The sequence below is a fragment of the Aminobacter sp. 01T433 genome (assembly GCF_056398585.1).
Genome location: NZ_JBFTPR010000001.1, coordinates 490,533 through 517,336, shown reverse-complemented (window position 1 = coordinate 517,336; position 26,804 = coordinate 490,533). Strand labels below are relative to the sequence as shown.

27 protein-coding genes and 1 tRNA gene are annotated in these 26,804 nt (G+C 62.8%); 10 read left to right on the top strand and 18 right to left on the bottom strand.

What is annotated here, in order from left to right; genetic code table 11:
- Positions 1-8: 8 nt before the first annotated feature.
- Positions 9-1,109 (bottom strand): hypothetical protein, encoded by a 1,101-nt coding sequence (locus tag AC1DLV_RS02625; RefSeq protein WP_476799627.1) that lies wholly within the window; start codon positions 1,107-1,109, stop codon positions 9-11.
- Complete coding sequence (locus AC1DLV_RS02620) at positions 1,072-1,263, bottom strand: hypothetical protein (protein ID WP_476836109.1); 192 nt, start codon at positions 1,261-1,263, stop codon at positions 1,072-1,074. Before AC1DLV_RS02620 ends, AC1DLV_RS02625 begins: the two co-directional genes overlap by 38 nt.
- A gap of 73 nt (positions 1,264-1,336) precedes the next feature.
- Between AC1DLV_RS02620 and AC1DLV_RS02615 the strand changes: the two genes are divergently transcribed.
- Positions 1,337-2,293 (top strand): NAD(P)H-dependent flavin oxidoreductase, encoded by a 957-nt coding sequence (locus AC1DLV_RS02615; protein WP_476799628.1) that lies wholly within the window; start codon positions 1,337-1,339, stop codon positions 2,291-2,293.
- A gap of 147 nt (positions 2,294-2,440) precedes the next feature.
- Positions 2,441-2,516: transfer RNA gene (locus tag AC1DLV_RS02610), tRNA-Thr, on the top strand.
- A gap of 235 nt (positions 2,517-2,751) precedes the next feature.
- Here AC1DLV_RS02610 and AC1DLV_RS02605 read toward each other — a convergent pair.
- The 3 genes from AC1DLV_RS02605 to AC1DLV_RS02595 are packed head-to-tail and all read right to left on the bottom strand — an operon-like array spanning position 2,752 to position 5,262.
- The gene (locus AC1DLV_RS02605) at positions 2,752-3,528 is read right to left on the bottom strand and encodes a MetQ/NlpA family ABC transporter substrate-binding protein (protein WP_476799629.1); all 777 of its coding nucleotides are present in this window, start codon (positions 3,526-3,528) and stop codon (positions 2,752-2,754) included.
- A 41-nt stretch (positions 3,529-3,569) separates the two neighbouring features.
- Entirely contained in the window at positions 3,570-4,238 is a 669-nt protein-coding gene (locus tag AC1DLV_RS02600; protein WP_476799630.1) for a methionine ABC transporter permease, read from the bottom strand.
- Positions 4,228-5,262, bottom strand: coding sequence for a methionine ABC transporter ATP-binding protein (locus AC1DLV_RS02595; RefSeq protein WP_476799835.1), 1,035 nt, complete (start codon positions 5,260-5,262; stop codon positions 4,228-4,230). The genes AC1DLV_RS02600 and AC1DLV_RS02595 overlap by 11 nt, the downstream gene beginning before the upstream one ends.
- Positions 5,263-5,900: 638 nt before the next feature.
- Here AC1DLV_RS02595 and AC1DLV_RS02590 point away from each other — a divergent pair.
- The 7 genes from AC1DLV_RS02590 (at position 5,901) to AC1DLV_RS02560 (ending at position 11,967) form a co-directional block, all read left to right on the top strand.
- Positions 5,901-7,283 carry an FAD-binding oxidoreductase gene (locus AC1DLV_RS02590; RefSeq protein WP_476799631.1) on the top strand — a complete coding sequence of 461 codons (1,383 nt, stop codon included), beginning with the start codon at positions 5,901-5,903 and terminating at the stop codon, positions 7,281-7,283.
- 342 nt (positions 7,284-7,625) lie between these two features.
- Entirely contained in the window at positions 7,626-7,913 is a 288-nt protein-coding gene (locus AC1DLV_RS02585; protein ID WP_476799632.1) for a DUF2218 domain-containing protein, read from the top strand.
- Between the two features lie 220 nt (positions 7,914-8,133).
- On the top strand, positions 8,134-8,400 hold the full coding sequence (locus AC1DLV_RS02580) for a hypothetical protein (protein WP_476799633.1): 267 nt from the start codon (positions 8,134-8,136) through the stop codon (positions 8,398-8,400).
- A 56-nt stretch (positions 8,401-8,456) separates the two neighbouring features.
- The gene (locus AC1DLV_RS02575; RefSeq protein ID WP_476799634.1) at positions 8,457-9,254 is read left to right on the top strand and encodes a COG4705 family protein; all 798 of its coding nucleotides are present in this window, start codon (positions 8,457-8,459) and stop codon (positions 9,252-9,254) included.
- An 86-nt stretch (positions 9,255-9,340) separates the two neighbouring features.
- Entirely contained in the window at positions 9,341-9,862 is a 522-nt protein-coding gene (locus AC1DLV_RS02570; protein ID WP_476799635.1) for a cytochrome b, read from the top strand.
- A 79-nt stretch (positions 9,863-9,941) separates the two neighbouring features.
- On the top strand, positions 9,942-10,619 hold the full coding sequence (locus AC1DLV_RS02565) for a winged helix-turn-helix domain-containing protein (RefSeq protein WP_476781784.1): 678 nt from the start codon (positions 9,942-9,944) through the stop codon (positions 10,617-10,619).
- Positions 10,606-11,967 (top strand): sensor histidine kinase, encoded by a 1,362-nt coding sequence (locus tag AC1DLV_RS02560; protein ID WP_476799636.1) that lies wholly within the window; start codon positions 10,606-10,608, stop codon positions 11,965-11,967. Before AC1DLV_RS02565 ends, AC1DLV_RS02560 begins: the two co-directional genes overlap by 14 nt.
- An 81-nt stretch (positions 11,968-12,048) precedes the next feature.
- On the opposite strand, the gene AC1DLV_RS02555 is transcribed toward AC1DLV_RS02560, so the two are convergent.
- The 13 genes from AC1DLV_RS02555 to AC1DLV_RS02495 form a co-directional block, all read right to left on the bottom strand.
- Positions 12,049-12,303, bottom strand: a complete 255-nt coding sequence (locus AC1DLV_RS02555; protein WP_476799637.1) for a GlsB/YeaQ/YmgE family stress response membrane protein — start codon at positions 12,301-12,303, stop codon at positions 12,049-12,051.
- 117 nt (positions 12,304-12,420) lie between these two features.
- Positions 12,421-12,609: a YegP family protein gene (locus AC1DLV_RS02550; protein ID WP_476799638.1), complete on the bottom strand. Its 189-nt coding sequence runs from the start codon at positions 12,607-12,609 to the stop codon at positions 12,421-12,423.
- A 96-nt stretch (positions 12,610-12,705) separates the two neighbouring features.
- Entirely contained in the window at positions 12,706-13,209 is a 504-nt protein-coding gene (locus tag AC1DLV_RS02545; RefSeq protein ID WP_476799639.1) for an L-2-amino-thiazoline-4-carboxylic acid hydrolase, read from the bottom strand.
- Positions 13,206-13,997 (bottom strand): ATP-binding cassette domain-containing protein, encoded by a 792-nt coding sequence (locus AC1DLV_RS02540; protein WP_476799640.1) that lies wholly within the window; start codon positions 13,995-13,997, stop codon positions 13,206-13,208. The genes AC1DLV_RS02545 and AC1DLV_RS02540 overlap by 4 nt, the downstream gene beginning before the upstream one ends.
- Complete coding sequence (locus tag AC1DLV_RS02535; RefSeq protein ID WP_476799641.1) at positions 13,994-14,746, bottom strand: ABC transporter ATP-binding protein; 753 nt, start codon at positions 14,744-14,746, stop codon at positions 13,994-13,996. The genes AC1DLV_RS02540 and AC1DLV_RS02535 overlap by 4 nt, the downstream gene beginning before the upstream one ends.
- Entirely contained in the window at positions 14,746-15,573 is an 828-nt protein-coding gene (locus AC1DLV_RS02530; protein ID WP_476799642.1) for an ABC transporter permease, read from the bottom strand. Before AC1DLV_RS02530 ends, AC1DLV_RS02535 begins: the two co-directional genes overlap by 1 nt.
- Positions 15,570-16,556, bottom strand: a complete 987-nt coding sequence (locus tag AC1DLV_RS02525) for an ABC transporter permease (protein ID WP_476799836.1) — start codon at positions 16,554-16,556, stop codon at positions 15,570-15,572. Before AC1DLV_RS02525 ends, AC1DLV_RS02530 begins: the two co-directional genes overlap by 4 nt.
- 284 nt (positions 16,557-16,840) lie before the next feature.
- Positions 16,841-18,448 carry an ABC transporter substrate-binding protein gene (locus AC1DLV_RS02520; RefSeq protein WP_476799643.1) on the bottom strand — a complete coding sequence of 536 codons (1,608 nt, stop codon included), beginning with the start codon at positions 18,446-18,448 and terminating at the stop codon, positions 16,841-16,843.
- 241 nt (positions 18,449-18,689) lie between these two features.
- Entirely contained in the window at positions 18,690-19,517 is an 828-nt protein-coding gene (locus AC1DLV_RS02515) for an ABC transporter ATP-binding protein (protein ID WP_476799644.1), read from the bottom strand.
- A complete protein-coding gene (locus tag AC1DLV_RS02510; RefSeq protein WP_476799645.1) occupies positions 19,514-20,368 on the bottom strand; it encodes an ABC transporter ATP-binding protein in 855 nt (284 codons plus the stop codon). Before AC1DLV_RS02510 ends, AC1DLV_RS02515 begins: the two co-directional genes overlap by 4 nt.
- A gap of 1 nt (position 20,369) precedes the next feature.
- Positions 20,370-21,278 (bottom strand): ABC transporter permease subunit, encoded by a 909-nt coding sequence (locus tag AC1DLV_RS02505; protein WP_476799646.1) that lies wholly within the window; start codon positions 21,276-21,278, stop codon positions 20,370-20,372.
- Between the two features lie 9 nt (positions 21,279-21,287).
- A complete protein-coding gene (locus tag AC1DLV_RS02500) occupies positions 21,288-22,292 on the bottom strand; it encodes an ABC transporter permease subunit (RefSeq protein ID WP_476799647.1) in 1,005 nt (334 codons plus the stop codon).
- Positions 22,293-22,402: 110 nt separating this feature from the next.
- Positions 22,403-23,998, bottom strand: a complete 1,596-nt coding sequence (locus tag AC1DLV_RS02495; protein ID WP_476788767.1) for an ABC transporter substrate-binding protein — start codon at positions 23,996-23,998, stop codon at positions 22,403-22,405.
- A gap of 732 nt (positions 23,999-24,730) precedes the next feature.
- Here AC1DLV_RS02495 and AC1DLV_RS02490 point away from each other — a divergent pair.
- Positions 24,731-26,752: a long-chain-fatty-acid--CoA ligase gene (locus tag AC1DLV_RS02490; protein WP_476799837.1), complete on the top strand. Its 2,022-nt coding sequence runs from the start codon at positions 24,731-24,733 to the stop codon at positions 26,750-26,752.
- The last annotated feature ends 52 nt before the right edge of the window (positions 26,753-26,804 follow it).

Sequence of the window (26,804 nt, the reverse complement as noted above, 5' to 3'; positions counted from 1 at the left end):
CCCAGAACCTATTCGGTTACCGAGACCCTGATTTCGTAGATGTCGACAGCCTTGCCTTCCTTGGCGAAATCCGAGTTGATGGCGATGGTGCCCGCGGCACCCGGCTTCTTGTCGGGCACGTCCATCTCGAACAGATATTCACCGCGCTGATAGCTGACGATGTAGCGCTTGCGGCCGCAATCGCCGAGTTCGCCGAAGTTGCAGTCGACGGCCATCTGCGTTTCCTGGCCGTCTTCGGCGCGGGCGACAATGTCGAAGACCGCATGCTTGCCGGCGATCTGCTCGAGCACGCCCTGGCCGACATCGAAGCTGACGGCTGAACCTGATGTGCCCGAACGAATGCGCAGATAGCTGCCGGTGTCGTCCTTGGCGATTTCGGCCGTCGTGCCGCTCGGCGCGCTGACGCCGGTCGAATCGGTGGGCGTGAAGACAGTGATCCAGTTGCGCGCCTGATCGACCTCGCCAGGGCGGGCCGGGCCTGCATTGGTGCCGTCAGGCGAAAAATCCTCGCTCTCGAGCTGCTTGGGCGGATTGTGCACCGAGGTGTCGATCTCGGCGGCCGATTTGAACAGATCGGTCTGCACGGCCCACCAAGCGCCGATGCCCCCCATGGAAAGCAGGGTGACGGCAAAGAAAATCGCCGCGTAAGGCCGCCGCCTTTCGGCGCGCGCGCTGGCGCGGTCGGCCGCACGTCGCTCGGCCCGACTGCGCTTTTCGGGAATCTCGATCGGCGGGCCGCCGGGCAAGGTCGCATCGGGCATGATATCGGGCACGACAGGCGTCACGCCTTTTGCCGGTTTTCCGATCGAGACCGACGGTGCGTTGGGCGCGCCATTGCCGTTGAGAGACACTTCCGGCGCCGAGGCAGGGCTAGCCGAGCCGACGGAGACCTCGGGGCCTGCCGGCATGAACTCCGATTCGATCTCGGTGATCGTCGCCTGCAGCGCCTTGCGGCGATTGATCGCCACTTCCACCGTCATGGCCGGGTTGTTCTTGAGAGCACGGTCAAGCGCGGCAAAGGCCGCACGATAGACCTTTTCGCGAAACTCGCGGTTCTCGGGATCGCCCTTTTCAAAAGCGTTCCGGATCGCCTTTTCGATCGAATCCAATCGATGTTCCTCGCAACGGCGCCTGTGTTGCCAGATGGTTAGCGGCAGAGAGGGCATCAATCAACGGCGCTGTTGGCGTTTTGTCGGCCAAAACAGGATGCAATGCGCCTTGAAGCGGGCAAAACAAGTGCGCCAGGCGCTCAAGCCTGTACATTGTGGACAGCGCTCGATCTGCTATATGGAGTGACGTTTACGGAAACGTCAAAATCGAGAGCCGGGAGAAAAGCGTGGCGCTGCCTGACATCCTCAAGAAGAATTTGCGCATTCCCGTCGTCGGTGCGCCGTTGTTCATCATCTCGCATCCGCCGCTGGTTCTGGCCCAGTGCAAGGCCGGAATCGTCGGCTCGTTCCCCGCGCTGAACGCCCGACCCGAGGCACAGCTCGACGAGTGGCTGGCCATGGTCACAGAAGACCTCGCCGCCCATGACGCCGCCAACCCGGATCGCCCGGCAGCCCCCTTTGCCGTCAACCAGATCGTCCACAAGTCCAACAAGCGCCTCGAACACGACCTGCGCCTATGCGTGAAGTACAAGGTGCCGATCGTCATCTCCTCGCTCGGCGCGGTCGAAGAGGTCAACCAGGCCGTCCATTCTTATGGCGGCGTCGTTTTGCACGACATCATCCACGACCGTCACGCCCGCAAGGCAATCAAGATGGGCGCCGACGGGCTGATCGCCGTTGCCACCGGGGCCGGCGGCCATGCCGGCACGCTATCACCCTTCGCGCTGATCCAGGAAATCCGCCAGTGGTTCGACGGCCCGCTGCTTTTGTCGGGCGCCATCGCCAATGGCGGTGCGGTGCTCGCGGCCCAGGCCATGGGTGCTGACCTCGCTTACATCGGCTCGCCCTTCATCGCCACCGAGGAAGCGCGCGCTGCCGACGCGTACAAGCAGATGATCGTCGACTCCAAGGCCGCCGACATCGTCTACTCCAACCTGTTCACCGGCATCCACGGCAACTACCTCAAGGGCTCGGTTCGCGCCGCCGGCATGGATCCCGACAACCTCGCCGTCTCCGATCCGACGCAGATGGATTTCGAAGGCGACAACAAATACAAGGCCTGGAAGGACATCTGGGGCTGTGGCCAGGGCATCGGTGCCATCGACAAGGTCATGCCGGTTGCCGAACTGGTCGAGCGCCTGGCCAGCGAATACGCCGCCGCCAAGGCCCGCCTCGCGGGCTGAGGTACGGCAATGACGGGCTGAGCTGGCAAGCCTGCGATGACGGGTTGTCGCCGCTGCTCAAAACCGTCAGAAGGTGTCTTGAAATCCGAGCGCAATGAAGTTATCACGCGCTCACTGCCTCGCACTTCCGGGTCGCGAAGCATGGAAGCCGCTTTAGCTCAGTTGGTAGAGCATCGCATTCGTAATGCGGGGGTCAGGTGTTCGAGTCACCTAAGCGGCACCATTTTTCCCGTTTTCATCAGTCGCTGAGTCACTGGCAATGCACGAAGCTGCGCTGCTTGGCGGCGGCGTTTGCAGTGGCTGCTCGTTGCTAGCGGTCGCTGCGCAGCCACCTGCGCCATTTCATAAGTGGCATCAGCCTGCAAATCCGAAATCAAGGCTCGCCGCCCGGCGGGATGGACCAGCCGGGCGGCGCAGTTTCTATGGTTTGGCAACCTCGGGCTATGCCCGTGCGCTGCTTACCAGGATGGAATCAGGGCGCCCTTGAACTCTTCGTTGATGAACGACTTGATGCTGTCGTCATGGTAGGACTCGACTAGCGTCTTGACCCATGGCGCGTCCTTGTCGGCGCTGCGCACGACGATCACGTTGGCATAGGGCGACTCGCTACCTTCGATTGCGATGGCGTCGTTCTTCGGATGCAGGCCCGCTTCCAGCGCGAAGTTGGTGTTGATGACCGCCGCATCGACATCTTCCAGCGAACGCGGCAGCTGGGCCGCGTCGAGTTCGGCGAACTGGATGTTCTTGGGATTTTCGGTGATGTCGGCGGGGCCCGCCTTCAGACCCGCTTCCGGATTGACCTTGATGAGGCCTTCCTTGGCGAGAACCAGAAGCGCGCGACCGCCATTGGTCGGGTCGTTCGGGATGGCGACGGTTGCGCCTTCGGCAAGCTCGCCGAGGCTCCTCACCTTCTTGGAATAGACGCCCATAGGGGTGGTGATGGTCTTGCCGACGCTGACAAGGTCGAAACCGCGATCGGCGATCTGGTTGTCGAGATAGGGCTGGTGCTGGAAGGAGTTGGCGTTGAGATCGCCGTCGGCCAGCGCCTGGTTCGGCACCACGTAGTCCGAAAATTCCAGGATCTCGATGTTGAGACCCTTCTTGGCGGCGACTTCCTTGACCTTTTCCATGATCTGGGCGTGCTCGCCGGGCGTAACGCCGACCTTGATGTCTTCGGCGAGCGCCGGGACGCTGATGAGGGCAGCAAGAGCCGCCGAGACGAGGAACTTCATCATAGTTTTCTCCTTGATGATGACATGACTTGGGAGGGGTTGAATCAACTCTTGCGGTTGCGCTTGTCGAAGCGACGGGCAAGGGCGTCGCCTGCGCTCTGGACGAGCTGCACGAGGACGATCAGCACCACCACGACCGCCAGCATGACTTCCGGCATGAAGCGCTGGTAACCGTAGCGGATGCCGAGATCGCCGAGGCCGCCGCCACCGACCGCGCCGACCATCGCCGAATAGCCGATCAAGCTGACAATGGTCATGGTGAAGGCGAGCAGGATGGCCGGGCGCGCTTCGGCGAGAAGCACCTTGAAGACGATTTGCATCGGCGTCGCCCCCATGGCGCGGGCCGCTTCGATGAGCCCTTTGTCAACATCGCGGACTGCGGCCTCCACCAGGCGCGCGAAGAACGGAACTGTGGCGATGGTCAGGGGCACTATGGCCGCGGTGGTACCGATCGACGTGCCGGTCAGGAGGCGCGTGAAGGGGATAATGGCAACGACGAGGATAATGAAGGGCGTCGATCGCGCGGCGTTGACGACGAGCCCGATCGCGTGGTTGAGCGCCGGCGCCGGGAAGAGTTCGTTCCTGGCGCTGGTAGCGAGAAAGACGCCGATCGGCAGGCCGATCAGGGAGCCGATGAGGCCGGATACGGCCACCATGTGCAGCGTCTGCAGCAGCGATTTCCAGAGCACGTCGAAAAGCATCTCAAGCGACATAGCCGAGCACCTCCGTGGCAAGGCCCGTGGCCGCATAAAAGCGGCTGGCGCGGTCAAGAATCTCTGGTGTCGCCGGATAGGCGACGACGAGCGTCCCGAAAGGTTCCCCCGCGATCTCTTCGATGGAACCCGCGAGGATGTTGACGTTTCCGCCGATCTCCGTGACCAACTGGGCTGTCAGCGGCTGGAAGGCCGTCGCGCCGAAGAAGGTGAGCCGCACGAGAATGCGGTCGCCTGCCGAAGGCGCGGCCTTCACTGCGGCACGCAGCCATTCCGGCAGGGAAATGCCGAGCGTGGAGGAGAGGAGGATCTTCGTCGTCTCGTGCTTCGGAGCGGTGAAGATGTCGAAGGTCCGGCCCTGCTCGACGATGCGTCCCTTGTCGATGACGGCGACGTGCGAGGCAATGGTTTTGACCACCTCCATCTCATGGGTGATCAACAGCACCGTCAGGCCGAGATCGGCATTGATCTGCTTCAGCAGCGCCAGGATCGACTGGGTGGTTTCTGGGTCGAGTGCGGAGGTCGCTTCGTCGGAAAGCAGGAGTTTGGGCGAGGTCGCCAGCGCCCGCGCAATGCCGACGCGCTGCTTCTGCCCGCCGGAGAGTTCCGACGGATAGCGCTCGGCCTTGTCCCCAAGCCCGACGAGGTCAAGCAGCGGGCCGACCTTGCCTTTGATCGCGGCACGATCCAGCCCGGCAATCTCCAGCGGCAATGCGATATTGTCGAAAGCAGTACGCGAGGACAGCAGGTTGAAGTGCTGGAAGATCATCCCGACCTCGCGCCGCAGACCGCGCAGGCTGGCCTCGTTCAGCTCGCCAACCTCGGTGCCGTCGACCACCACCTTGCCCGAACTCGCCTTTTCAAGGCCGTTGACGAGCCGGATGAGCGTGGACTTGCCGGCACCGGAGCGGCCGATGATACCGGTGATCTCCCCTCGGCCGACGGTCATGTCCACGCCATCGAGCGCGGTGAAGGATTTCGCACCGTCGCCGAAGCGCTTGGTCACGCCCTCGAACGCGACCATGGGCACGGCTTGCGCGCGCTCATGGCGAGCCCCGTAGGCCGCTGCAATTGGGAATTTCATAATTGACTCACGTTTTCGTCAGGTCACCCGGGCGAGATAGCATCGCCACTGCGTCATACGAAGGCGCTACGCATTCGATGACGGGTGACTAATCGTAGCATGCAATCAACCTTGATCTCGCGTGCCTGGGGCCGGCAGGTGCTCCATTGCCCCGATTTGGCGGGATCCGACAGGAATGGAATTCTCAAGATCGGCCATTCAGGAGAATATCTCTGCAAAACGCCCGTTCGAGACCGTCATCTGCCGGCTGTTGCCAAGCACCAACGGCCGGAAGCGGCATCCCGCAGAAGATTTCGGCCTGCGAGTAATGGTGCTTGCGACACCGAGGCCGTCATCAAGGGCTGCGACTTTCGTCGTGGGCCTACACGTGAGGCGATGCTGTCAGAGACTGACAGCCGCTGAAACAAACGAAACACGCCTTCGGCGCTACAGAAAAACACCTGAAATGGAAGCGGAGTAGGACGGGAAGTGCCGCGAGTGCGGCATGTTCAACCGGCGAAACGCAATGACTGACGGCCAGGATAAAACCTCTTGGCCGAGGTGCTGCTGCGTTTTGCTCCGAAACACGAGAGTTCAAAATGCTGAAGTCAACTGCTTCGCCCGACTTTCCCGAGCGGCTCCGCGCGAGCCTCATCGGCCAAGATCACCCAGACTATGACACGGCTCGCACGCTCTACAACGCCATGATCGACAAGCGGCCGCGCTGGATCGTCCCTTGCGCCGAGGTTGCCGACGTGGTCGCCGCTGTCAATCATGCCCGAGACAAGCAATTGCTCGTTGCCATTCGCGGCGGCGGCCACAACGGTCCGGGCTTCGGCAGTTGCGACGGCGGCATGGTCATCGACATGTCGCCGATGAAGCGGATCGATGTCGATCCCGCCACGCGCACGGTCCGCGTCGAGGCCGGCTGCACCCAGGGCGACGTCGACCGCGCTACCGCCGTTCATGGGCTTGCGGTGCCGGCGGGCATCGTCTCGACGACCGGCATCGCCGGACTGACGCTGGGCGGCGGCACCGGCTATCTCACGCGCAAGCACGGGCTCACCATCGACAACCTGCTCGCAGCGGAAGTGGTGCTGGCCGACGGCAGCGTCGTTACGGCAAGCAAGGACCAGCACCCGGAGCTGTTTTGGGCGCTGCGCGGCGGCGGTGGCAATTTCGGCGTCGTGACGCGTTTCACATTCCAGGCGCATCCGGCAAAGGACGTTTATGCCGGGCCGATCTTCTACGACATCGCCCATGCCGCCGAGATCATGCGCTGGTATCGCGGCTTCCTGCCGAAAGCGCCGCGCGAACTCGCGTTGTTTTTCGGCATCAAGACGGTGCCCTCCTGCGATCCGTTCCCGCGCGAGATCTGGGGCAAGCGGATCTGTGCGCTGATCAGCTGCTACAACGGCACCGAGGAGGACGGCACCCGGGCGATGCAGCCCGCCCGCGACGCGCTGCCCAAGCCGCTGATGGACGGCATGATGCAGGTGCCCTTCGTTGGCCTCCAGGCGTTGTTCGATCCACTGCTGCCGAAGGGGCTGCAGTGGTACTGGAAGGGCGACTATGTCGACGAGCTGTCCGATGCGGCAATCGCTGCCCATGTCGAGCACGGCTCGAAGAGCCCGAGCGAGCTGTCGCTGATGCATCTCTATCCCATCGACGGAGCGGTCCACGACGTGGCTGCCGATGCCACCGCCTGGGGTGCGCGGCGCGCCCGCTGGTCGATGGTCATCGCCGGCATCGATCCCGACCCTGGCAAGGCGCCTGAGCTGAAGCGCTGGGCTAGCGCGTATTGGGCGGCGGTGCACGAGCACAACAAACATGGCGGCGCCTATATCAACTTCATGATGGACGATGAGGGCGAGGCGCGCGTGCGTGCCGCCTACGGCGCCAACTATGGGCGGCTCGCCGCGGCCAAGCACAAATACGACCCGAAGAACCTCTTCCGGGTCAACCAGAACATCCGGCCGTAAGTCGAAGCTGAGCCTGTCCGTCCTTGGGTCCACGCCCGAGGTCGGACAGGCTTATCGCATGAGAAAACGGTGTCGCAGGCCAACAGTGTCGCCCTCTGCACCGCTAGCGCTTCACGCTCCGATCCGATCCGATTATTGTCACCGCAAGGTCGGTGGCTGTTCCGTGAGTCCGGTTCGCCGCCAGTCCTTCCGCGAGCTTGTCGAGCAGGTTTTTCATCTTGGTTCGATGAAGACTAAGCCCGGAGCGCATAAATGTTCGAGATGGCAAACCGCCCGCAAAGATTACAAATGCGACCATCCGGGCGCGACATTCGAACCAGGCGAAACAAGGAACCAGGCGCGATGCCCAAGTCAAAAGCTGTCGTCACGACAAAACATGCAAGCCGCTACCTTCAGCAGCTCTGCAAGCACTGGGGCCACAAATTCAAAGTCGAGTTCTCGCCTGTCCAGGGACGCATCGATCTTGGCGAAGGCAGATTGGTCGACCTGAGCGCGGGCGATTCAGCCCTGACGGTCGAACTGGAGGCAGCCGACCTGCCGCGACTTGAGCAGGTCGTGGTCGACCATATCGTGCGTTTCGCTTTCCGCGAGGAATTGCATTTCGACTGGAAACCAGTCGACCCTGATTGAGCCGGCACGTCGAAGACGCCGGAAAAAACTGTGCATTGCGGTTCGATAAAGGCGTTCGCCGTCCCTTGTCGCTGACCGGATTGCGTTTCTTACAAAACCGTATGGCCTCAGACAGGACCAGTAGACCTCGGCACCGTAGACATCTCCCTGCCGGCCAAACCTCTCGGGCCGGAAATTGTCAAAACAGCCGGACCTTCCGGCTTCCAACGGGATGATGGATATGACGAAATCTATTGCTGTCGCTGCCTTTGCACTCGCCGCCGCTCTCGGCTCGATTCCCTCTTTCGCCCTGGCTGCCACCGCTCCGGTGCCGTGCGAACAGATGCTGAGCGACGTCAATGCCGCGATGAAGGCGACGAAAGCAGCCGACACCGAAAAGGCCAAGGCCGTCGACCTCAAGGGCAAGGGCCTTGAGCGCTGCAAGGCCGACGACGATGCAGGTGCCGACGCATTCTTCCAACAAGCGCTGCAGGTGCTCGGCAAATAGCGCCAGCACCTCCCCCCGCATCTTCCCCAACAGTCCCTGCAACGAGGAACAACGTCATGACGACGCGAACTAACCGTGCGCAGATGCTAAACAAGGTCCCTGCGGTCACATTCGATTTCTGGCTGATCAAGCTGCTGGCGGTGACCGTCGGCGAAACAGCCGCCGATTACATGAACCTCGACCTCGATATGGGCCTGGCGACCACATCGTGGATCCTGAGCGGTCTTCTGATCGTGGCCCTTGCCCTGCAATTCGCCCAGATCCGCTACGTTCCGTGGATCTACTGGGTGACAGTGGTGCTGATCAGCGTCGTCGGCACGCTGGTGACAGACAATCTCGTCGACAATTTCGGCGTCAGCCTGCAAACGACGACGCTGCTCTTCAGCGTCTTGCTGGCCGCCACCTTCACGCTCTGGTACGCGTCAGAAAGGACGCTTTCGATCCACACGATCACCACCACCAGGCGCGAAACCTTCTACTGGCTCGCGGTCTTGTTCACCTTCGCGCTTGGAACCGCCGCAGGCGATCTGACCGCCGAAGGGCTGGGGCTTGGCTACCTGCAGACCGGCGTCATCTTCGGCTCGATCATCGCCGCGATCGCCTTTGCCTATTACGCGCTCAATCTGAACGGCATCCTGGCTTTCTGGCTCGCCTATATCCTGACCCGGCCGCTGGGCGCGTCGTTCGGCGACCTGTTTGCGCAGCCGGCGGAACATGGCGGCCTCGGCTTCGGCACGACGGTGACCAGCTTTATCTTCCTGTTTTGCATTGCCTCGCTGATCCTGTTCATGACCCTGACGCAGGCAGGCAGGAGCGGTATGGTGACAACGACAGGCGAAGCCGCGCCCGAATGACGGGCTTTGCATCATGCGCTTTGAAATTCCGGCGGGGGCGTCCGCTCCCGCCGGGCCTCGGCATAAGGATGCACAAGGATGATTGAATGACCCCTTCGGCAGGCTATTCCCGTTTCCAGATCATGCTTCATTGGCTTGTGGCGGCGCTGGTGGTGTTTCAATTGCTGTTCGGCGAAAGCATGAATGCCGCCGTCAGGGCCATCGCCAGGGGCCGCCAGGTCTCGCCTGCCGACCAGACCCTTGCATCGGCTCACTATTGGGTCGGGCTGGCGATCCTTGCGCTGGTGATCGTGCGGCTTGGCCTGCGCGCAACGCTAGGCGCCCCGCCGGTCGAGCCGGCAGCGCCCGCCTGGATGAATTTTGCCGCCAAGGCCACCCACCTGGCCTTCTACTGCCTGCTGTTCGCCACGCCCATAACCGGGCTGCTTGCCTACTACACCTGGCCCTGGATGGGCGAAGTGCACACCCTCGCCAAGCCGGCATTCATCGTGCTGATCGGCGTTCACGCAGCTGCCGCCTTGTTCCATCATTTCGTGCTCAAGGACGGCACGCTGCGCCGGATGCTGGCGCCTGGCACCTCGCCTGCCTCACCGGCTTCCACGGAATGACCACGAAGTGCTATTACAGCACCCTACGGCCGGCCCGATGAGGCTGATGGCTGGGCGACGCGGAGCGGGGCAAGACAGCATGCGCATACTTGTCGTTGAAGACGACAGGAAGACCGCCGACTACACCGCCAGAGGGTTTTCGGAGGCAGGGCATCTCTGCGACGTCATCGGCGATGGCCAGGACGCGTTGTTTCATGCGATGCGAACCGCCTATGACGTGCTGGTCATGGACCGGATGATCCCCAATCTCGACGGGCTTTCCCTCGTCAAGGCGCTGCGTGCGGCCAATGTGAAGACGCCGGTGCTGTTTCTCACCTCGATCGGTGGGGTCGACGACCGTGTCGAAGGGCTCGAAGCCGGCGGTGACGACTATCTGGTCAAACCTTTTGCCTTTTCCGAACTTTTGGCGCGGGTCAACGCGCTGTCGCGCCGGCCGCCGGTGCAGGACCAAAAGACGGTGCTGGCTGTCGCTGATCTCGAACTCGATGTGATCAAGCGGCGCGTCACCAGGCGTGGGCAGCCGATCGAGCTGCAGCCGCGCGAGTTCAAGCTGCTCGAAATCCTGATGCGCAACGAGGGCCGCGTGCTCACCCGCACCATGCTGCTCGAGCGCGTCTGGGACCTGCATTTCGATCCCAAGACCAGTGTCGTCGAAACCCATATGAGCCGGCTTCGCGCCAAGATCGACCGTCCCTTCGACGCGCCCTTGCTGCATACCGTGCGCAACACAGGCTATAGCCTGCATGCTCCGACCTAACCTTTTTCGCAGCACGCCGTTCCGTCTGGCGCTGGGTTTCGGAACCCTGTTCGTCAGCGCCTTCCTGGCCATGGGCTTCATTGCCTACCAGTTGATGAGAACCGAGCTGTCGACCGGGCTCGACAATTCGGCGCGCGAAATCTGGGCGGTCGTCGCCGCGACCGATGCCGACGGCGACCTCGAAGACATTGTCGGCGCAGTTGACATCTATTCGCGGCTCTCCAACCCCGAGGACCGGATCTTCGTCCTGCTCGACCCGGCGGGCAAACGCCTTGCCGGCAATTTCTCCAAGCCCCCCACCGCAAGCGGCATTTCGATGCTTTCGGCCGAAGAAGCCGGCCTGAGCGGCGACGGCAACTACCGCATCGTCTCCGGCAAGGTCGGCAACAACTGGCTGTCGGTGGGGCTCAGCCTCGCCGAGACGGACCGGCTGGCATTGATCGCGCTGAAGAGCATGGGCTGGGCACTCGCCATCATCACGGTCACAGCCTTCGCGCTCAGCGCATTCCTCGCCGCCCGCATCCGCAGCCGCCTCGACAGCATCGCCGACACCATGGACGACGTCTCCAACGGCAAGCTCGGCTCGCGCATCCCGCTGACCGGCAATGGCGACGACATCGACGCCGTTTCAAGCCAGATCAACACCGCGCTGGAAAGGCTCGCGGCCCTTGTGGAGGGGATGAAACAGGTCAGCACGGACATCGCCCATGACCTCAAGACGCCGCTCAATCGACTCAAGATGACCATCGACACCGCCATCGGCAATGATGAGCGCGGCAAACCGGTCCGTGATGAGCTGAACGAGGCGCGTGTCGAAAGCGACCGCATCAACGAAACCTTCGACGCGCTGCTGCGCATCGCCCAGATCGAGGCAGGTTCACGCAAGGCCCGGTTCGCGGCCATCGATCTCGACGAGATCATGAGCTTTATCGCTGAAATCTACGCCGATGTCGCCGAAGACGATGGCAAGGTCTTGGCCGCCTCAGGCGATTTTAGCGGCCTTCATCCGATCTCTGGCGACCACGAATTGCTCGTCCAGATGTTCGCAAATCTTGTCGAGAACGCCATCCGCCATTGCCCTCCGGGAACGCGCATCACCATGTCGGCCAAAAATCTCGGCGATATGGTGGTCACCGAGATCTGCGACAATGGTCCCGGCATTGCGCCGGTCGAGCGCGAAAAGGTGTTCCAGCGTCTCTATCGCACCGAAAAGAGCCGCACGACGCCGGGCAGCGGGCTCGGCCTCAGCCTGGTTCGCGCCATCGCCGATCTGCATGGCGCGACACTGAAGCTCGACGACAACCACCCCGGCCTCAAGGTCACGATCGTATTCCCCATGCGCGCCTAGATCGGAATAAAACAGGCTCTATGAAAAAGGCGGCCCGAAGTAACCGGGGCCGCCTCTTTGGCTTTTTGTCGGTGGCTTCCGCTAGGCCTGTTTTACCAGCCTGAGCAACACCAGCAGGATCACCGCGCCAATTGTGGCGTGGATGATCGCCCCGACCATGCCCGAGCCCAGGCCGATGCCGATGAACGGAAACAGCCAGCCGGCGATCAGCGCGCCGACGATGCCGACCACGATGTTGCCGAGCAGGCCGAAGCCGTAACCCTTGACGAGTTGGCCCGCGAGCCAGCCGGCGACCGCACCGACGATAAGGAAGACAAGAAGGCTTTCGATACCCATTTGATCTCTCCTGGTTTAGCGCGTCGGCCCGAATACCGGCGTGGGTTTTCGGAAAAATACGATGCGCAGGTTCAACGACGTCCTTTTCGCGCCCACATAGACACGCAGCGCTCCAAATCAGGCGATGGCCGAGGTCTGGTCTTCGACGGCAGCAGTTGGTGCGTTCTTCCTGATGGATTCGATCGCCTTCAGCGCCGATGCCTTGGCCGCATAGCCTTCCGAACCGAACATCACCTCGCCGTTGGACGCCCGGAAGCGGAACCGAAACTCGCCGCCCTTGTCCTTGTAGACCTCGAACTTATACATCGCCTTGCCTCATGTTGCCGGCCCACGACTCACGCCGGTGGAAGAATCGTCGCATGATCGGGCGGCCCAAGTCCATCGTGTGCAACCTTGGCTTGTTCAGCCGTCCCGATCGGTCAGGCAGATGTGGCAGCAGCCCGAGCCGTGGCCGGGCGTCCAGGTGACATTGTCGAAGCGAATGCCGGTTGCCTCAAACAGGCCTCGGTCGAAAGCACCCGCGATCCGGCACAGCGTGGCCAGCCTGTCGTCGGCGACACCGGCGCCCACCCAGGCGTCCTTGAGCGGGCAGCGTTTGACCTTGAAGGCGATGTGGCTGTCGCTGCGCTCGACATCGGTCGGATACATGCGCCCGCCATCTGGGCTGACCGCCAGAAAGGCCTCACCGATGGCGCGCGCGTCGTTGGGCCCGAACTGGGCGAAGGCCACCTCGGCGACCTCGCGGCCGCGCTTTTCGATCGCCCGCACCAGGATCTCTTCGGCCTTGTCGTCGCCGAACTCGGCGACGAGCTCGTCCAGCATCAGCCGGTAAAGGTCGGCGCGGTTGCGAAAGGCCGCATCCAGTTCGGCGGCGAGCTTTTCAGCCCTCAATGCGGGATCGGTCACGATGCATTCTCCTTGGCACGCGGCAGTTCGGGCGTTGCGGCAACCAGCGCCTTGCCGGTCGCGGAAGCAGGGCTTTCGATCACCGCCCGAGCCGGGCCCTGTTCGACGATCTTGCCGCCATCCATGATGGCGATGCGATGGGCTGTGCTGCGCACCGCGCCGAGATCGTGCGAAATGAAAAGGTAAGCGATGCCCTCGTCCTTTTGCAGATCGGCAAGCAGGCGCAGGATATCGGCGCGCACCAAAACATCCAGCGCCGACACCGCCTCGTCGAGCACGATCAGCGATGGCTTGGTAGCAAACGCGCGCGCTATCGCCACGCGCTGGCGCTGCCCGCCCGAGATTTCGTGCACGGCGCGGCCGGCGAGCTCTGGCGACAGCCCGACACGCTCCAGCAGTGCCGCGATGGCCTTGGGCCTCCCGCCTCTGTCGACAATGCCGTGGATGCGCAGCGGATCGTCGAGCAGACGCGCCACCGTCGCGCGCGGGTTGAAAGCCGCCTGCGGGTCCTGGAACACCATCTGCAGTTTTGCCCGAACCGAGCGCAGCGCAGCACCATGCAGCGCCAGCAGATCCTGTCCCTGGAAACGAATGCTGCCCGCATCGGCCTCGACGAGCCGCAGCAGGATACGCGCCACCGTCGACTTGCCGCTGCCGGAGGGACCTACCAGCGCAAGTGTTTCGCCCGCCGCAATCGAAAAGCCTACGCCGTCGAGCGCGACGAAATTCCTGCCGCCGCGCGCAAAACGTTTTGACAGGCCCGCGACCTCAAGCAGCGGGGCGGTCATGCATCGAGCCCCAGATGCGCATCAAGCAGTGCGTGGGTGTAGTCGCTGGTAGGTGCCGCAATCAGCGGTCCTGCGGAACCCGTCTCGACCAGCCGTCCATGCCGGAACACGGCGATGCGGTCGGCGAGGTTCGCAGCCAGCGCGATATCGTGGCTGACGAACAACAGCGCCATGCCGTCCTCGTCGACCAGCCCCCGGATCAGCGAAACGATCTCGGCCTGGACGATGGTATCGAGCGCGCTCGTTGCCTCGTCGGCGATCAACAACCGTGGTCCAGCGGCAATCGCCGCCGCTATCGCCACGCGCTGTTTCTGGCCGCCGGAAAGCTGGTGCGGATAGGCTTTTGCGGTTGCTGGCGGTTCCGGCAGCTTGACCCTGTCGAGCAGTTCGACCGCCAGCCGCCGCGCCGCCGGCCATGTCATGTCGAGATTGACATGGACCACCTCGGCGACCTGGTCGCCGACATTCATGACGGGATCGAGGCTCGATGCCGGATCCTGGAAAACGAACCCGATGTCGCGGCCGTTTCGCGCCACCCGCCCCAGTTCCGGCCAGTCGATGCTGCCTGTAACCTTCGCTGCAGGTGGCAAAAGCCCAGCGATGGCGCGTGCGAGCGTGCTCTTGCCGGAACCGCTCTCGCCAATGACCGCCAGCCGCTCGCCGGCATCGAGGTCGACATCGACACCTTCAAGCGCCAGGACATCATTGCCATAGTGGACACCCAGCCCGCGCACGGTGAGCAGCGGCATCACGAATTCCCCCGCTTGGTCGCCGCGCTTTCGACGATGCCCTCGCCGGCGAGGTAGACGCCGAGCACGGCGAGCACCAAGGCGATGCCGGGGATGATCGACAGGAAGGGTGCCGAGCGCAGCACCGCCCTGCCCTCCGCGATCATGCCGCCCCAGGTGACGCGGTTGGGGTCGCCGAGGCCGAGGAACGACAGCGCCGCCTCGGTCAGGATCGCCGCCGCCACGATCACTGACGAAAGCGCCAGCACCGGCGGCAGCGCGTTGGGCAGCACCTCTCGGAACGCGATCTCAAGCGGATGCATGCCGATCACCCTCGCGCTGGCGACATAATCGCGCTCGCGGATCGACAGAACTTCGGCACGCGCGATGCGCGCCGGCCCGGTCCAGGCGCTGAGCGCAATCGCTACCACGACGACGCCGAGCGAAGGTCCGACAACGCTGACCAGCGCCAGCGACAGCAAGAAGCCGGGCACGGTCTGGAAAGCGTCGGTGATGCGCATCAGCACCTCGTCGACAAGCCCACCGGCAAAGCCGGCGACGGTCCCAACAATACTGCCGACAAGGATCGAGGCGGCAGCCGCCGCAAGGCCTACGGCAAGCGAGGTGCGCGCGCCATGAAACAGCCCGGCCAGCACGTCGCGGCCCAGCCTGTCGGTGCCGAGCGGTGTCGCCCAATCCTGAAACGGCCGCAGCAAAGCGGGGCCAGCGATGGAAAGCGGGTCGCGTGGAAACAGCACCGGTGCCAACAGCGCCATCAGCACCAGGCAGCCAAGAATGATGAAGCCGGCGACAGCCTCGGGCGAGCGTGTCAGGCGAGAGAACGTCATACGTTCACCTCGCTTGCGCCGACGCGCGGATCGAGCACGGCATAAAGCAGGTCGACGACAAGGTTGATCAGGATCACCAGCACGGCACTGACCAGGATGATGCCGATCAGCAGTGGTGTGTCACGCGCCCCGACCGCTTCCTGCGCCAGCCGGCCGAGGCCGGGAATGGAAAACACGCTTTCGATGACGACGCTGCCGCCGAGCATCGCCGCCGACTGCAGGCCAAGCATGGTGACCAGCGGCAACAGCGCATTGCGCGCGACGTGCCTCAGCACGATGCGGCGGCGGCCGATGCCCCGGGCCCGCGCGGCAAGGGTAAAATCCATGCGCCAGACCTCGGCCATGCCGGCACGCATCATCCTGAGATAGAGCGCGAGATAAATGATGCCGAGGCTCGTCACCGGCAGCACGAGGTGCCAGGCGATATCAAGCGCGCGCGAAAAACCGGTTTTGTCAGAGGCAATCGTCTCGATGCCGGAGAGCGGCAGCCAGCGCAGTTGCACCGAAAAGACAATCGTCAGCACCAGTGCGAGCCAGAAGCCAGGCACGGCATAAAGCGCCAGCGAACCGATCGAAAGAAAGCGGTCGCGAAAGCTGCCCGGCCGCGAGCCCGCGACGATGCCGAGCGCCGTGCCAAGGAAGAACGACAGCGCTGTGGCGCTGCCCATCAGCAACAGCGTGTTCGGCAACCGCTCCAGCACGACTGACAGGACCGGCCGCGACAGGGCAACAGAGTGGCCGAGATCGAGATGCAGCAGCGACCAGAGATAGGCGGCAAGCCGCGTGGCCGGCGAAGCATCGAGCCCCCAGCTCTGCCGCAGCGCCTCGATCATGCCGGCGTCGCCGCCGACCGAAGCGATATAGGCGTCGACGGCATCGCCGGGCGCTGCCTCCAGCAGCAGGAACGAGCCGACGACAACGATCAGCAGCACCGGAATGCTGCCAATTAGCCGGCGCCGGAGAAGGCGAAACGCGCGGTTCATCGCGGCACCGCCGATGCCCCAACTTTGAAACGACCACGCAGGGCGGCGCTTGATGGCGCCCCCCTCTGGCCCGCCGGCCATCTCCCCCTCAGGGGGGGATAATAGCTCTCGTCCAACCTACCCCTAATCTTCAACGTTGAAAGAACGCACGCTGACACCCGCGACAGCTGATCTCCCCCCTTGAGGGGGAGATGGCCGGCAGGCCAGAGGGGGGTCATTCTAGGCACTGCAATTTCCAGGGGCATGCTTACGAACAGATCATCATCCCAACTGGAAAGATGATGTCACGTTTCGACATAGGTGTCCGCCCAGTTCGAAACCGCCCAGCGCGGGTTGTTCGCGACGTTCTTCACGCTGTCGCGGGCAACGGTGATGAAGCCCCATTCGGCGACGTTGATCAGCGGCAGGTCCTCGACCACCATCTTCTGGAACTCGTCGTAGAGATCGGTGCGAGCCTTGTCGTCCAGCGTCTCCGCCGCCTTGGCGATCAGCGCGTCCAGTTCCGCGTTCTTGTAGCCGCCCTGGTTTGAGAAGGGCACGCCATCGGGGATGCCCGATTGCACCAGTATGGTCGTCGAGATCGCCGGGTCGCCACGGAACACCGGCGGCGCGATGGCAAGGTCGAAGGCGTGGTCGGTGTAAACCGCCTTCTGGTGCGCGGCGGAATCGTTGTTGACCAGCTCGGCATCGATACCGACGGCGGCGAGCGCCTGGCGCAGATAGTCGCCAAACTGCTTGGTCTCGCTGAAATAAGGCGCGGGCAAAAGCTTCAGGCTGAAGCGGTTGCCGTTGTCGCCCTTGGGATAACCAGCCTCGTCCAGCAGCGCATTGGCCTTGGCGACATCGAAGGCGTAAGTCGGCACGTCAGTTGAATAGAACTGCTTGTCGTTGACCGGCACCGGCCCGGTCGAGGGCGTGGCATGGCCGAGGAAAATCGTCTTGACGACAAAATCCTTGTCGATGGCGTGCGCGATCGCCTGGCGCACCTTGAGGTCGGCGAGTTCCTTGCGGCGATGGTTGATCTCGACGACGAGCTGATAGGTCAGCGCCTCATAGCCCTCGCCGATGACCCTGATGCCCGGCACCTTGGAGATGCGCTCGAGGTCGGCCAAGGGCACCGCCGAAAACGCAGCGAGCTGGATCTCTTCCGCCTCCAGCGCACCGGCCGCAGCCGCACGGTCGGGCAGCACACGATAGATGATCTCGTCGAGCTGCGGCTCGCCTTCGCGCCAGTATTTGTCGTTGCGCTCAAGCCGGTAATATTCGCCCGCCTTATGCTCGGCAAACTTGAACGGCCCGGTGCCGATCGGCGCATTGTTGGCCGGATTGGCGGCAATGTCGGTGCCTTCATAGACATGCTTGGGCACGACCGACGTCAGCGCCGGCAGCGCGTTCTTGATCAGCTGCAGCGGCGTCGGCGTGGAGAATTTGAAGACGGCGGTGTGCGCGTCGGGCGTCTCCACCGCTTCGAGGTTCTTGAAGACGACGCGGCCGAGATTTTGCAGCGGCTTCCAGATGCTGAGCGCCGAAAACGCCACGTCGGCCGAGGTGAACGGCTTGCCGTCATGCCAGGTCACGCCCTCGCGCAGCTTGAAGGTCACCGACAGCCCGTCAGCGGAGCCTTCCCAGCTTGTCGCAAGGCGCGGGGCGAGCCCGCCCTCGCCGTCGAAGGAAGCTTCGGCCAGCGGCTCGATCACCTTGCTCGAAACGAAGAACACGCCGTTGGAGGCAACGATCGCCGGGTTGAGATTGCGCGGCTCGGAATCGGCGGCAACGACCAGGCGCCCGCCCTTCCTGGCCTGCGTCCAGCCAATCGACGGCAGCGCGGTCGAAGCCAGCAGCAATGCCGACCCAGCCAGTACCTTGCGCCTGGAAATTTTGAAATCAGCCATGACAGCCCCCTGAACCTTCGGCGCAGCGACATCGCCGGCCCGTCAATTGATGGCCGGGATTATGATCCGGGAAAGCCGTTTTGCGAGAGACGAAATTGGCGTTTTCGGCCTCTGGCCCAAAACATTGTGCTCTTTGAGCGACGATCGGCTCTCAAACACCCACCTACGCGTCGGCCCGGAAACCGTTTTCAGGTTTCCGGGCCGAGACTTTGAGCCGTCAGTCGAAGATTCGGGGCAGCCGTCAGGCGGCCTTCTTCTTGGCCAGGCGGGCGCGGATGCTTTCGACATCGGCGCGCGGCGTCGCCGCAAACAGCGTCTTGGTGTAGCTGTGCTTGGGGTCGGTAAAGACCTCATCGCGGGTGCCATATTCGACCGCCTCGCCGAAATACATCACCATCACCTCGTCGGCGATGTAGCGCACCACCGACAAGTCGTGGCTGATGAAGACGTAGGTCAGCTGGAACTCGTCCTGCAAGTCGGCCAGAAGGTTGAGCACCTGGGCCTGCACCGACAAATCGAGCGCCGAGACAGGCTCGTCCAGCACCAGCAGCTTCGGGTTCAGCATCAGCGAGCGCGCGATGGCGATGCGCTGGCGCTGGCCGCCCGAAAACATGTGCGGGTAGCGATTGTAGTGCTTCTCTTCGAGGCCAACCTTCTTCAGCAGCTTCATCGCCCTGTCGCGTCGTTCGTCGGCGGGCGTGTCGGTGTTGATGACCAGCGGCTCGGTCAGGATGTCGCCGATCTTCTGGCGCGGATTGAGCGAGCCATAGGGGTTCTGGAACACGATCTGCACCTTGCGGCGCATCTCCGGCGTCAGATCGCCCTTGGCGATGTCGACCTTCTTGCCTTCGATCAGCAGGTCGCCCGAGGTTGCCGGGTCGATCAGGGTCAGGATGCGGCCGAGCGTGGACTTGCCACAGCCGCTTTCGCCGACGATGGCAAGGGTCTTGCCCTTTTCGACGGTGAAGCTCACGCCTTTGACGGCGTGCACGGTCTTGGCCTTCTTCAGAAAGCTGCCGGGCACGTGGTAGTCGCGCACGATGTTGCGCGCTTCGAGAATGACGCTCATCGTGCGGCCCCTTCCAGGTTCTCGTCGTCGACGAAGAGTTCCGAGATCGTCGGCAGGCGGTCGCCCGTCGCATTGTCCGGCAGTGCCGCCAGCAGCGCGCGCGTGTAGTTGCTCTTCGGGTTTTCGAACAGCGTCAGCACGTCGGCTTCTTCCATCTTTCGGCCCTTGTACTGCACGACGACGCGGTCGGCGGTCTCGGCCACGACACCCATATTGTGGGTGATCATGATCAGGCCCATGCCGTGGTCGGCCTGCAGCTTCATCAGCAGGTCGAGGATCTGCTTCTGGATCGTCACGTCGAGTGCTGTGGTCGGCTCGTCGGCGATGAGCAGCTTGGGATTGCAGGCAATCGCGATGGCGATCATCACGCGCTGGCACTGGCCGCCCGACATCTGGTGCGGATAGGAGCCAAGGCGATCGGCCGGGTCGGGAATGCCGACAGATTCAAACAGTTCGATCGCGCGCTTGCGGCGGGCGGCCTTGTCGAGCCCCAAATGGACACGCAGGACTTCCTCGATCTGGAAGCCGACGGTGAAGCACGGGTTCAGGCTCGCCACCGGCTCCTGGAAGATCATGGCAATGTCCTTGCCGATGATCTTGCGCCGTTCGTTGGCGGGCATGGAAAGCAGGTCGCGGCCGTTGAAGGTCAGCTTGTCGGCGGTGACCTTGGCTGTCCAAGGCAACAGCCCCATGGCGGCCAGCATCGACACCGACTTGCCCGAGCCAGACTCGCCGACGATAGCGAGAACCTCGCGCTCATGGACCTTCATCGACACGCCGTTAACCGCCCGGAAGGGGCCGGAGGCCGTCTCAAATTCGACGACCAGGTTTTCGATTTCGAGAAGCGCCATGTCAGGACCTCTTCAGCTTGGGATCGAGCGCATCGCGCAGGCCATCGCCCATCAGGTTGATCGCCAGCACGGTGATAAGGATCGCCACGCCGGGGAGCGTCACCACCCACCACTTGCTCTGGATGAACTCGCGTGCCTCGGCGAGCATGGTGCCCCATTCCGGCGTTGGCGGCTGCGCGCCCATGCCCAGGAAGCCCAGTGCCGCCGCATCGAGAATGGCGCTCGAAAACGACAGCGTTGCCTGGACGATCAGCGGCGCCATGCAGTTCGGCAGGATCGTCTTGAACATCAGGCGGGCATGGCTCGCCCCTGCGACCTTGGCGGCGACGACGTAGTCGCGGGTCTTTTCGCTCATTACGGCGGCGCGCGCCAGGCGCACGAAATGCGGTTGGTACACCAGCGAAATGGCGATCATCGCGTTGACCAGGCCCGGCCCGAGGATGGCAACCAGCACAAGTGCCAGCAGCAGCGACGGGAATGCGAGGATGATGTCCATCACGCGCATGATGACGGTGTCGACCCAGCCGCGGTAGTAGCCGGCGATGACGCCGAAGGTGACCCCGACGGCGAGCGACAGCGTCGTCACGATGACGCCGACAAACAGCGAGAACTGGGTGCCGTAGATCAGGCGCGAAAGCATGTCGCGGCCGACGGCGTCGGTGCCAAGCAGGAAGTCGGTGCGCCCGCCCTCCTGCCAGAACGGCGGAACCAGAACCGCGTCGCGGTATTGCTGGGTCGGATCATGCGGCGCGATCAACGGTGCGAAGATCGCCAGCATAACCAGAAAAATGAAGAACACGAGGCCGATGACGGCGCCACGGTTTTCGGAGAAATAGTACCAGAATTCAGCCAATCGCGCCCGGCGGGACGGATCGGTCGAAATGGCGCTTGTTGCAGCAGCTTGAGACATGACGTCCTCCTAGTGCCGGATGCGCGGATTGATGAGACCGTAGAGCAGGTCCACGGCGAGGTTCACCAGCATGATCACGGCAGCGATCATTAGCAGGCCACCTTGGATGACGGCATAGTCGCGGCGCGACACGGAATCGACCATCCACTTGCCGATGCCCGGCCAGGAGAAGATCGTCTCGGTCAGGATCGCGCCGGCCAGCATCACACCGACCTGCAGGCCGACTGTGGTGACGACCGGGATCATGGCGTTGCGCAGCGCATGGATGCCGACGACGCGGAAGGTCGAAAGGCCCTTGGCACGCGCCGTGCGGACATAATCCTCCGACAGCACTTCGAGCATCGCCGAGCGCGTCTGGCGTGCGATGACGGCGAGCGGGATGGTGCCCAAAACGATGGTCGGCAGGATCAGGTGGCTGACGGCCGACTTGAACGCGCCGGCTTGGCCGGACAGCAGCGAGTCGATCAGCATGAAGCCGGTGACGGAGGGGAAATAATACATCAGCGAGATGCGGCCGGAGACGGGCGTCCACCCGAGCACGCCGGATATCAGCATGATCAGCAACAGGCCCCACCAGAAGATCGGCATGGAGAAGCCGACGAGTGCCGTTCCCATCATCGCCTGGTCGGCAAAGGAGCCGCGCTTGATCGCGGCGATAATGCCGGCGGGGATGCCTAGCAGGAGGGCGAAGATGATGGCGCAGAGCGAAAGTTCGACGGTCGCCGGGAACAGTTCGAAGAACTGGTCGACAACCGGCCTCTTGGTGACGATCGACGTGCCGAAGTCGCCACGGACAACGCCCCAGAGATAGTCGAGGTACTGGATGACGATGGGTCGGTCGAAGCCGAGCTGGGCGGAGATTTCCGCGTGCCGCTCTGGCGACATGACGCGTTCGCCTGACAAAAGGGCGACAGGATCGCCGGGCAGAAGTCGGATGAACGAGAATGCAATGATGGAAACCCCGATGAATGTCGGGATGAGGACGGCGAGCCGCCCCAACAGGAACCGGAGCATGTCGAACCTTTAAGTGAATGTTCCGAGAAAAGGTAAGGGTAGCACAAAATGTGCATTGGGGCGCTTGTGATCCAAGCGCCCCAACCCAAGGCTGGCCTGTTTAGGCAACCTTACTCGGTGATGTCAACACCGTCGAATGCGAAGTCGCCGAGCGGGCTCTGGACGAAGCCTTCAACGCCCTTGCGCATCGGGACGATCGACAGCGAGTGGTCGATGGTCGCCCAGGGAGCTTCCTTCTTGAACACAACCTGCGCCTGCTCGTAGAGCTTGGTGCGCTCGGCCAGGTCGGTCGTCTCCTTGGCCTTCTTCACCAGATCGTCGAACTCCTTGTTGCACCACTGCGCGCGGTTGTTGCCGCCCACGGCCGTGCAGCCAAGCAGGGTGTCGAGGAAGTTGTCCGGATCGCCATTGTCGCCGGTCCAGCCGAGCATGACAGCGCCGTCACGATCCTTGGCCTTCGACTTGTCGAGGTACTCAGCCCACTCGTACGAGACGATCTCGGCCGTGACGCCAACCTTGGCGAAATCGGACTGGATCAGCTCGGCCGCGCGGCGGGCGTTGAGCATGTAGGGACGCGAAACCGGCATCGCCCACAGCTTCATCTTGAGGTCCTTGACGCCAGCGGCTTCAAGCGCCTTCTTCGATGCTTCCGGATCGTACTTATCGTCTTCGATCGACTTGTTGTACGACCACATCGTCGGCGGGATCGGGTTGGTTGCAGGGGTTGCTGCACCCTGGAACACGGCGTCGACGATGGCCTGCTTGTTGATGGCCTGGTTCAGCGCCTTGCGCACTTCAGCCTTGTCGAACGGAGCCTGGGTGGTGTTGTAGGCCATGTAAGCGACGTTCAGGCCTTCCTGCTCCATCACCTTCAGGTTCGGATCGGTCTTCATCGCAGCGACGTCGGCAGCGTTCGGGAACGGCATCAGGTGGCATTCGCCGGCCTTCAGCTTCTGGTAGCGAACCGATGCGTCAGGGGTGATCGCGAAGACCAGGTCGTCGATCTTCTGCTTGCCGCCCCAGTAATCCGGGTTGGCCTTGTAGCGGATGATGGCGTCCTGCTGGTAGGCAACGAAGCTGAACGGACCGGTGCCGAGCGGCATCTGGTTGAGCTGGTTCATCTTGCCGTCAGCCTGCAGCTTGTCGGCATATTCCTTCGACATGATCGATGCGAAAGGCATCGCGATGTTGGCCAGGAACGGAGCTTCCTTGCGGGTCAAGGTGAACTTGACGGTCAGGTCGTCGACCTTTTCGACCGACTTGATGACTTCCGGGAAGCCCATGCCTGCCGAATATTCCCACGAAGCGCCTGCAACGTACTTGTTCCAGGGATTGTCGGCCTTGAGCTGGCGCTCATAGGAGAAGACCACGTCGTCGGCATTGAAGTCGCGGCTCGGCGTGAAGAACTCGGTGGTCTGGTACTTGACGCCCGGACGCAGCTTGAAGGTGTATTCAAGGCCGTCGTCGGAAATCGTGTAGCTCTCGGCCAGGCCCGGCTCGGTCTCGGTGGTGCCCTTCTTGAACTCGAGCAGACGGTTGTAGACGGTGTGCGCAGACGCGTCGAAGGTCGTGCCGGCGGTGTAGAGGCCCGGATCGAAGCCTTCGGGCGAACCTTCCGAGCAGTAGACGAACGTCTTCGCGCTCGCCGCACCGCTCAGGACGGTTGCAGCCAGCAACGCGGCCGCAAAGGTCGTTTTTTTGATCATTGAACACTCCCTATGATTTTGCCCAAGCCCATCCCAGTTCAGGCTCGCAGGCGCGCATATAAGCACCGTTTATTGAGCATTGGAACTCCCCGTCTACCTGCCCTTTGGTAAGCAGAATAATTTACCCACAGATGACTTCAAAATAGTCGAAATTGGCCAGTTGCATTGCGCGCGCCGGAATTTGCACTTCACGTTAGATTCGACTGCGGAAAGTTTTATCTACGCAACGATGGGCAATTCGGGCTGCCCGGATCTGTGCTGCGCGATGTAACTGCGAATCCCGAAATTCGTTCTCCAAGGTGACGTTGGGTGATACTTGCCGTGCACGTCAGCTAGCAATACAAACAACTACAACATGCCCCGACGCGGCACTGTTCTTATGGCGCTGCGACGTTGACGAGGGCGAAAGCCGGCGGACCACCACAGCCGGAAACAAGAACATCGAGGGAGGTTGCATTGGCTAAATCCACCGGCAAAGCAGGCACGGCGCAGACCGCCACCAACAAGGCGGCGACCCAGCCAGCCGACAAGGCAAAATCCGAAACCAAGCTCGCCGTGAAGGCAGAGGCAGCGCCCGCCAAGACGGCAAAGCCGAAGACCGCACCGGCCAAGGCAGCACCAGCACTCAAGCCGACGGTAACAGCAGATGCCGCAAAGCCGGCAGCCAATACACCCGCCAAGAAATCACCCGCCAACAAGATTGAAGCAAAGCCTGCAGCCAAGGCTGCTGCTGTGAAAGTCGAAGCTGCAAAGCCAGCGGTCAAAGCCGCCCCGAAGCCGGCAGCAATCAAGGCCGCTCCCAAGCCTGCCGCAGCCAAGGTCGAAGCTGCCAAGCCCTCCACGGCAAGGGCCGAACCATCCAAGCCAGCTCCAGCCAAGGCCGCAACAGCCAAGGCAAAGCCAGCCGCGGCAAAAACCAATGGCGTGGCCCCCGCAGCAGTAGTTAAGGCCGAAGCCGCCAAGCCGGCAGCTGCCAAGCCCGCAGCCGCCAAGGCTGCTCCTGCCAAGACCAATTCAGCTGCTGCGCCCGCAAAAGCCGCGCCCGCTGCCAAAGCCGCCCCCGCTGCCAAGGCCGTGGCTGTCAAGGCCGACGCCAGGCCGTGGCTGAAGAGCTATCCCGCCAACATGCCGGCCGAGATCGCGCCGCTCGCCCACAACTCCATCGGCGACCTTCTGTCTGCCGCCTGCCACCAATATGCCGGCCGCCCGGCCTTTTCGTGCATGGGCAAGTCGCTGAGCTATGGCGAGCTCGACCGCATGTCGACGGCCTTTGCCGCATGGCTGCAGTCAAAAGGCCTGGCCAAGGGCGCGCGCGTGGCGATCATGATGCCCAACGTGCTGCAATATCCGGTCGCGATGATGGCGATCTTGCGCGCCGGCTACACGGTGGTGAACGTCAACCCGCTCTACACGCCGCGCGAACTCGAGCATCAGCTCAAGGATTCCGGCGCCGAAGCCATCGTCATCCTCGAAAACTTCGCCACCACGCTCCAAGCGGTCGTTGCCAAGACCCAGGTCAAGCATGTGGTCGTCGCCTCGATGGGCGAGATGCTCGGGCTCAAGGGCCTGCTGGTCAATCTTGTCGTGCGCCGCGTCAAGAAGCTGGTGCCGGCCTGGTCGCTGCCCGGCCACATCAAGTTCCAGGCGGCGCTGAACGAAGGTGCGGCCAAGACCTTCAAGCCGGTCGCCGTCAAGGCCGACGACATCGCCTTCCTGCAGTATACAGGCGGCACCACCGGCATCTCCAAGGGCGCGATGCTGATCCACTCCAACGTGCTGGCCAATGTCGCCCAGCTCGCATTGTGGGTGGAGGACGCCTACACCGTGCGGCCCAAGCCGCCGCATCTGACCTTCATCTGCGCGCTGCCGCTCTATCATATCTTCGCGCTGACGGTGAACGCGCTGATGGGCATGCAGCAGGGCGGGCTCAACGTCCTGATCCCCAACCCGCGCGACATCCCTGGCTTCGTCAAGGAGCTGAAGAAGTTCAAGTTCAACATGTTCCCCGGCCTCAACACGCTGTTCAACGCGCTGACCAACAACGAGGAATTCCGCAAGCTCGACTTCAGCGGGCTGATGCTCAGCCTCGGCGGCGGCATGGCGGTGCAAAGGCCGGTGGCCGAACGCTGGAAGAAGGCGACAGGCAACCACATCACCGAGGGTTACGGCCTGTCGGAGACGTCGCCGGTGGCAACCGCCAACAAAGCCAGCTCGCCCGATTTCACCGGCACCATCGGCCTGCCCCTGCCCTCGACCTACATCGCCATCCGCGACGAGGATGACAACGACCTGCCGCTCGGCGAGGTCGGCGAGATCTGCATCAAGGGCCCGCAGGTCATGGCCGGCTACTGGAACCGCCCCGACGAAACCGCCAAGGTCATGACCGCTGACGGCTACTTCAAGTCGGGCGACATGGGCTTCATGGACGAGCGCGGCTTCACCAAGATCGTCGACCGCAAGAAGGACATGATCCTGGTCTCGGGCTTCAACGTCTATCCCAACGAACTCGAAGACGTCGTCGCCCAGCATCCCGGCGTGCTCGAGGTCGCTGCCATCGGCGTACCCGACGAGCATTCGGGCGAAGTGCCAAAACTGTTCGTCGTGCGCAAGGACCCCAACCTCACCGTCGAGATGCTGATCGCCTACTGCCGTGAAAACCTCACCGGCTACAAGCGTCCCAAACATATCGAGTTCCGCACCGAGCTGCCGAAGACCAATGTCGGCAAGATCTTGCGGCGCGAGCTGAGGGGCTAAGGCTCCGCTCTATCGCGATGAAAAACAGCCACCGTGGAGAGCTTCTCCACGG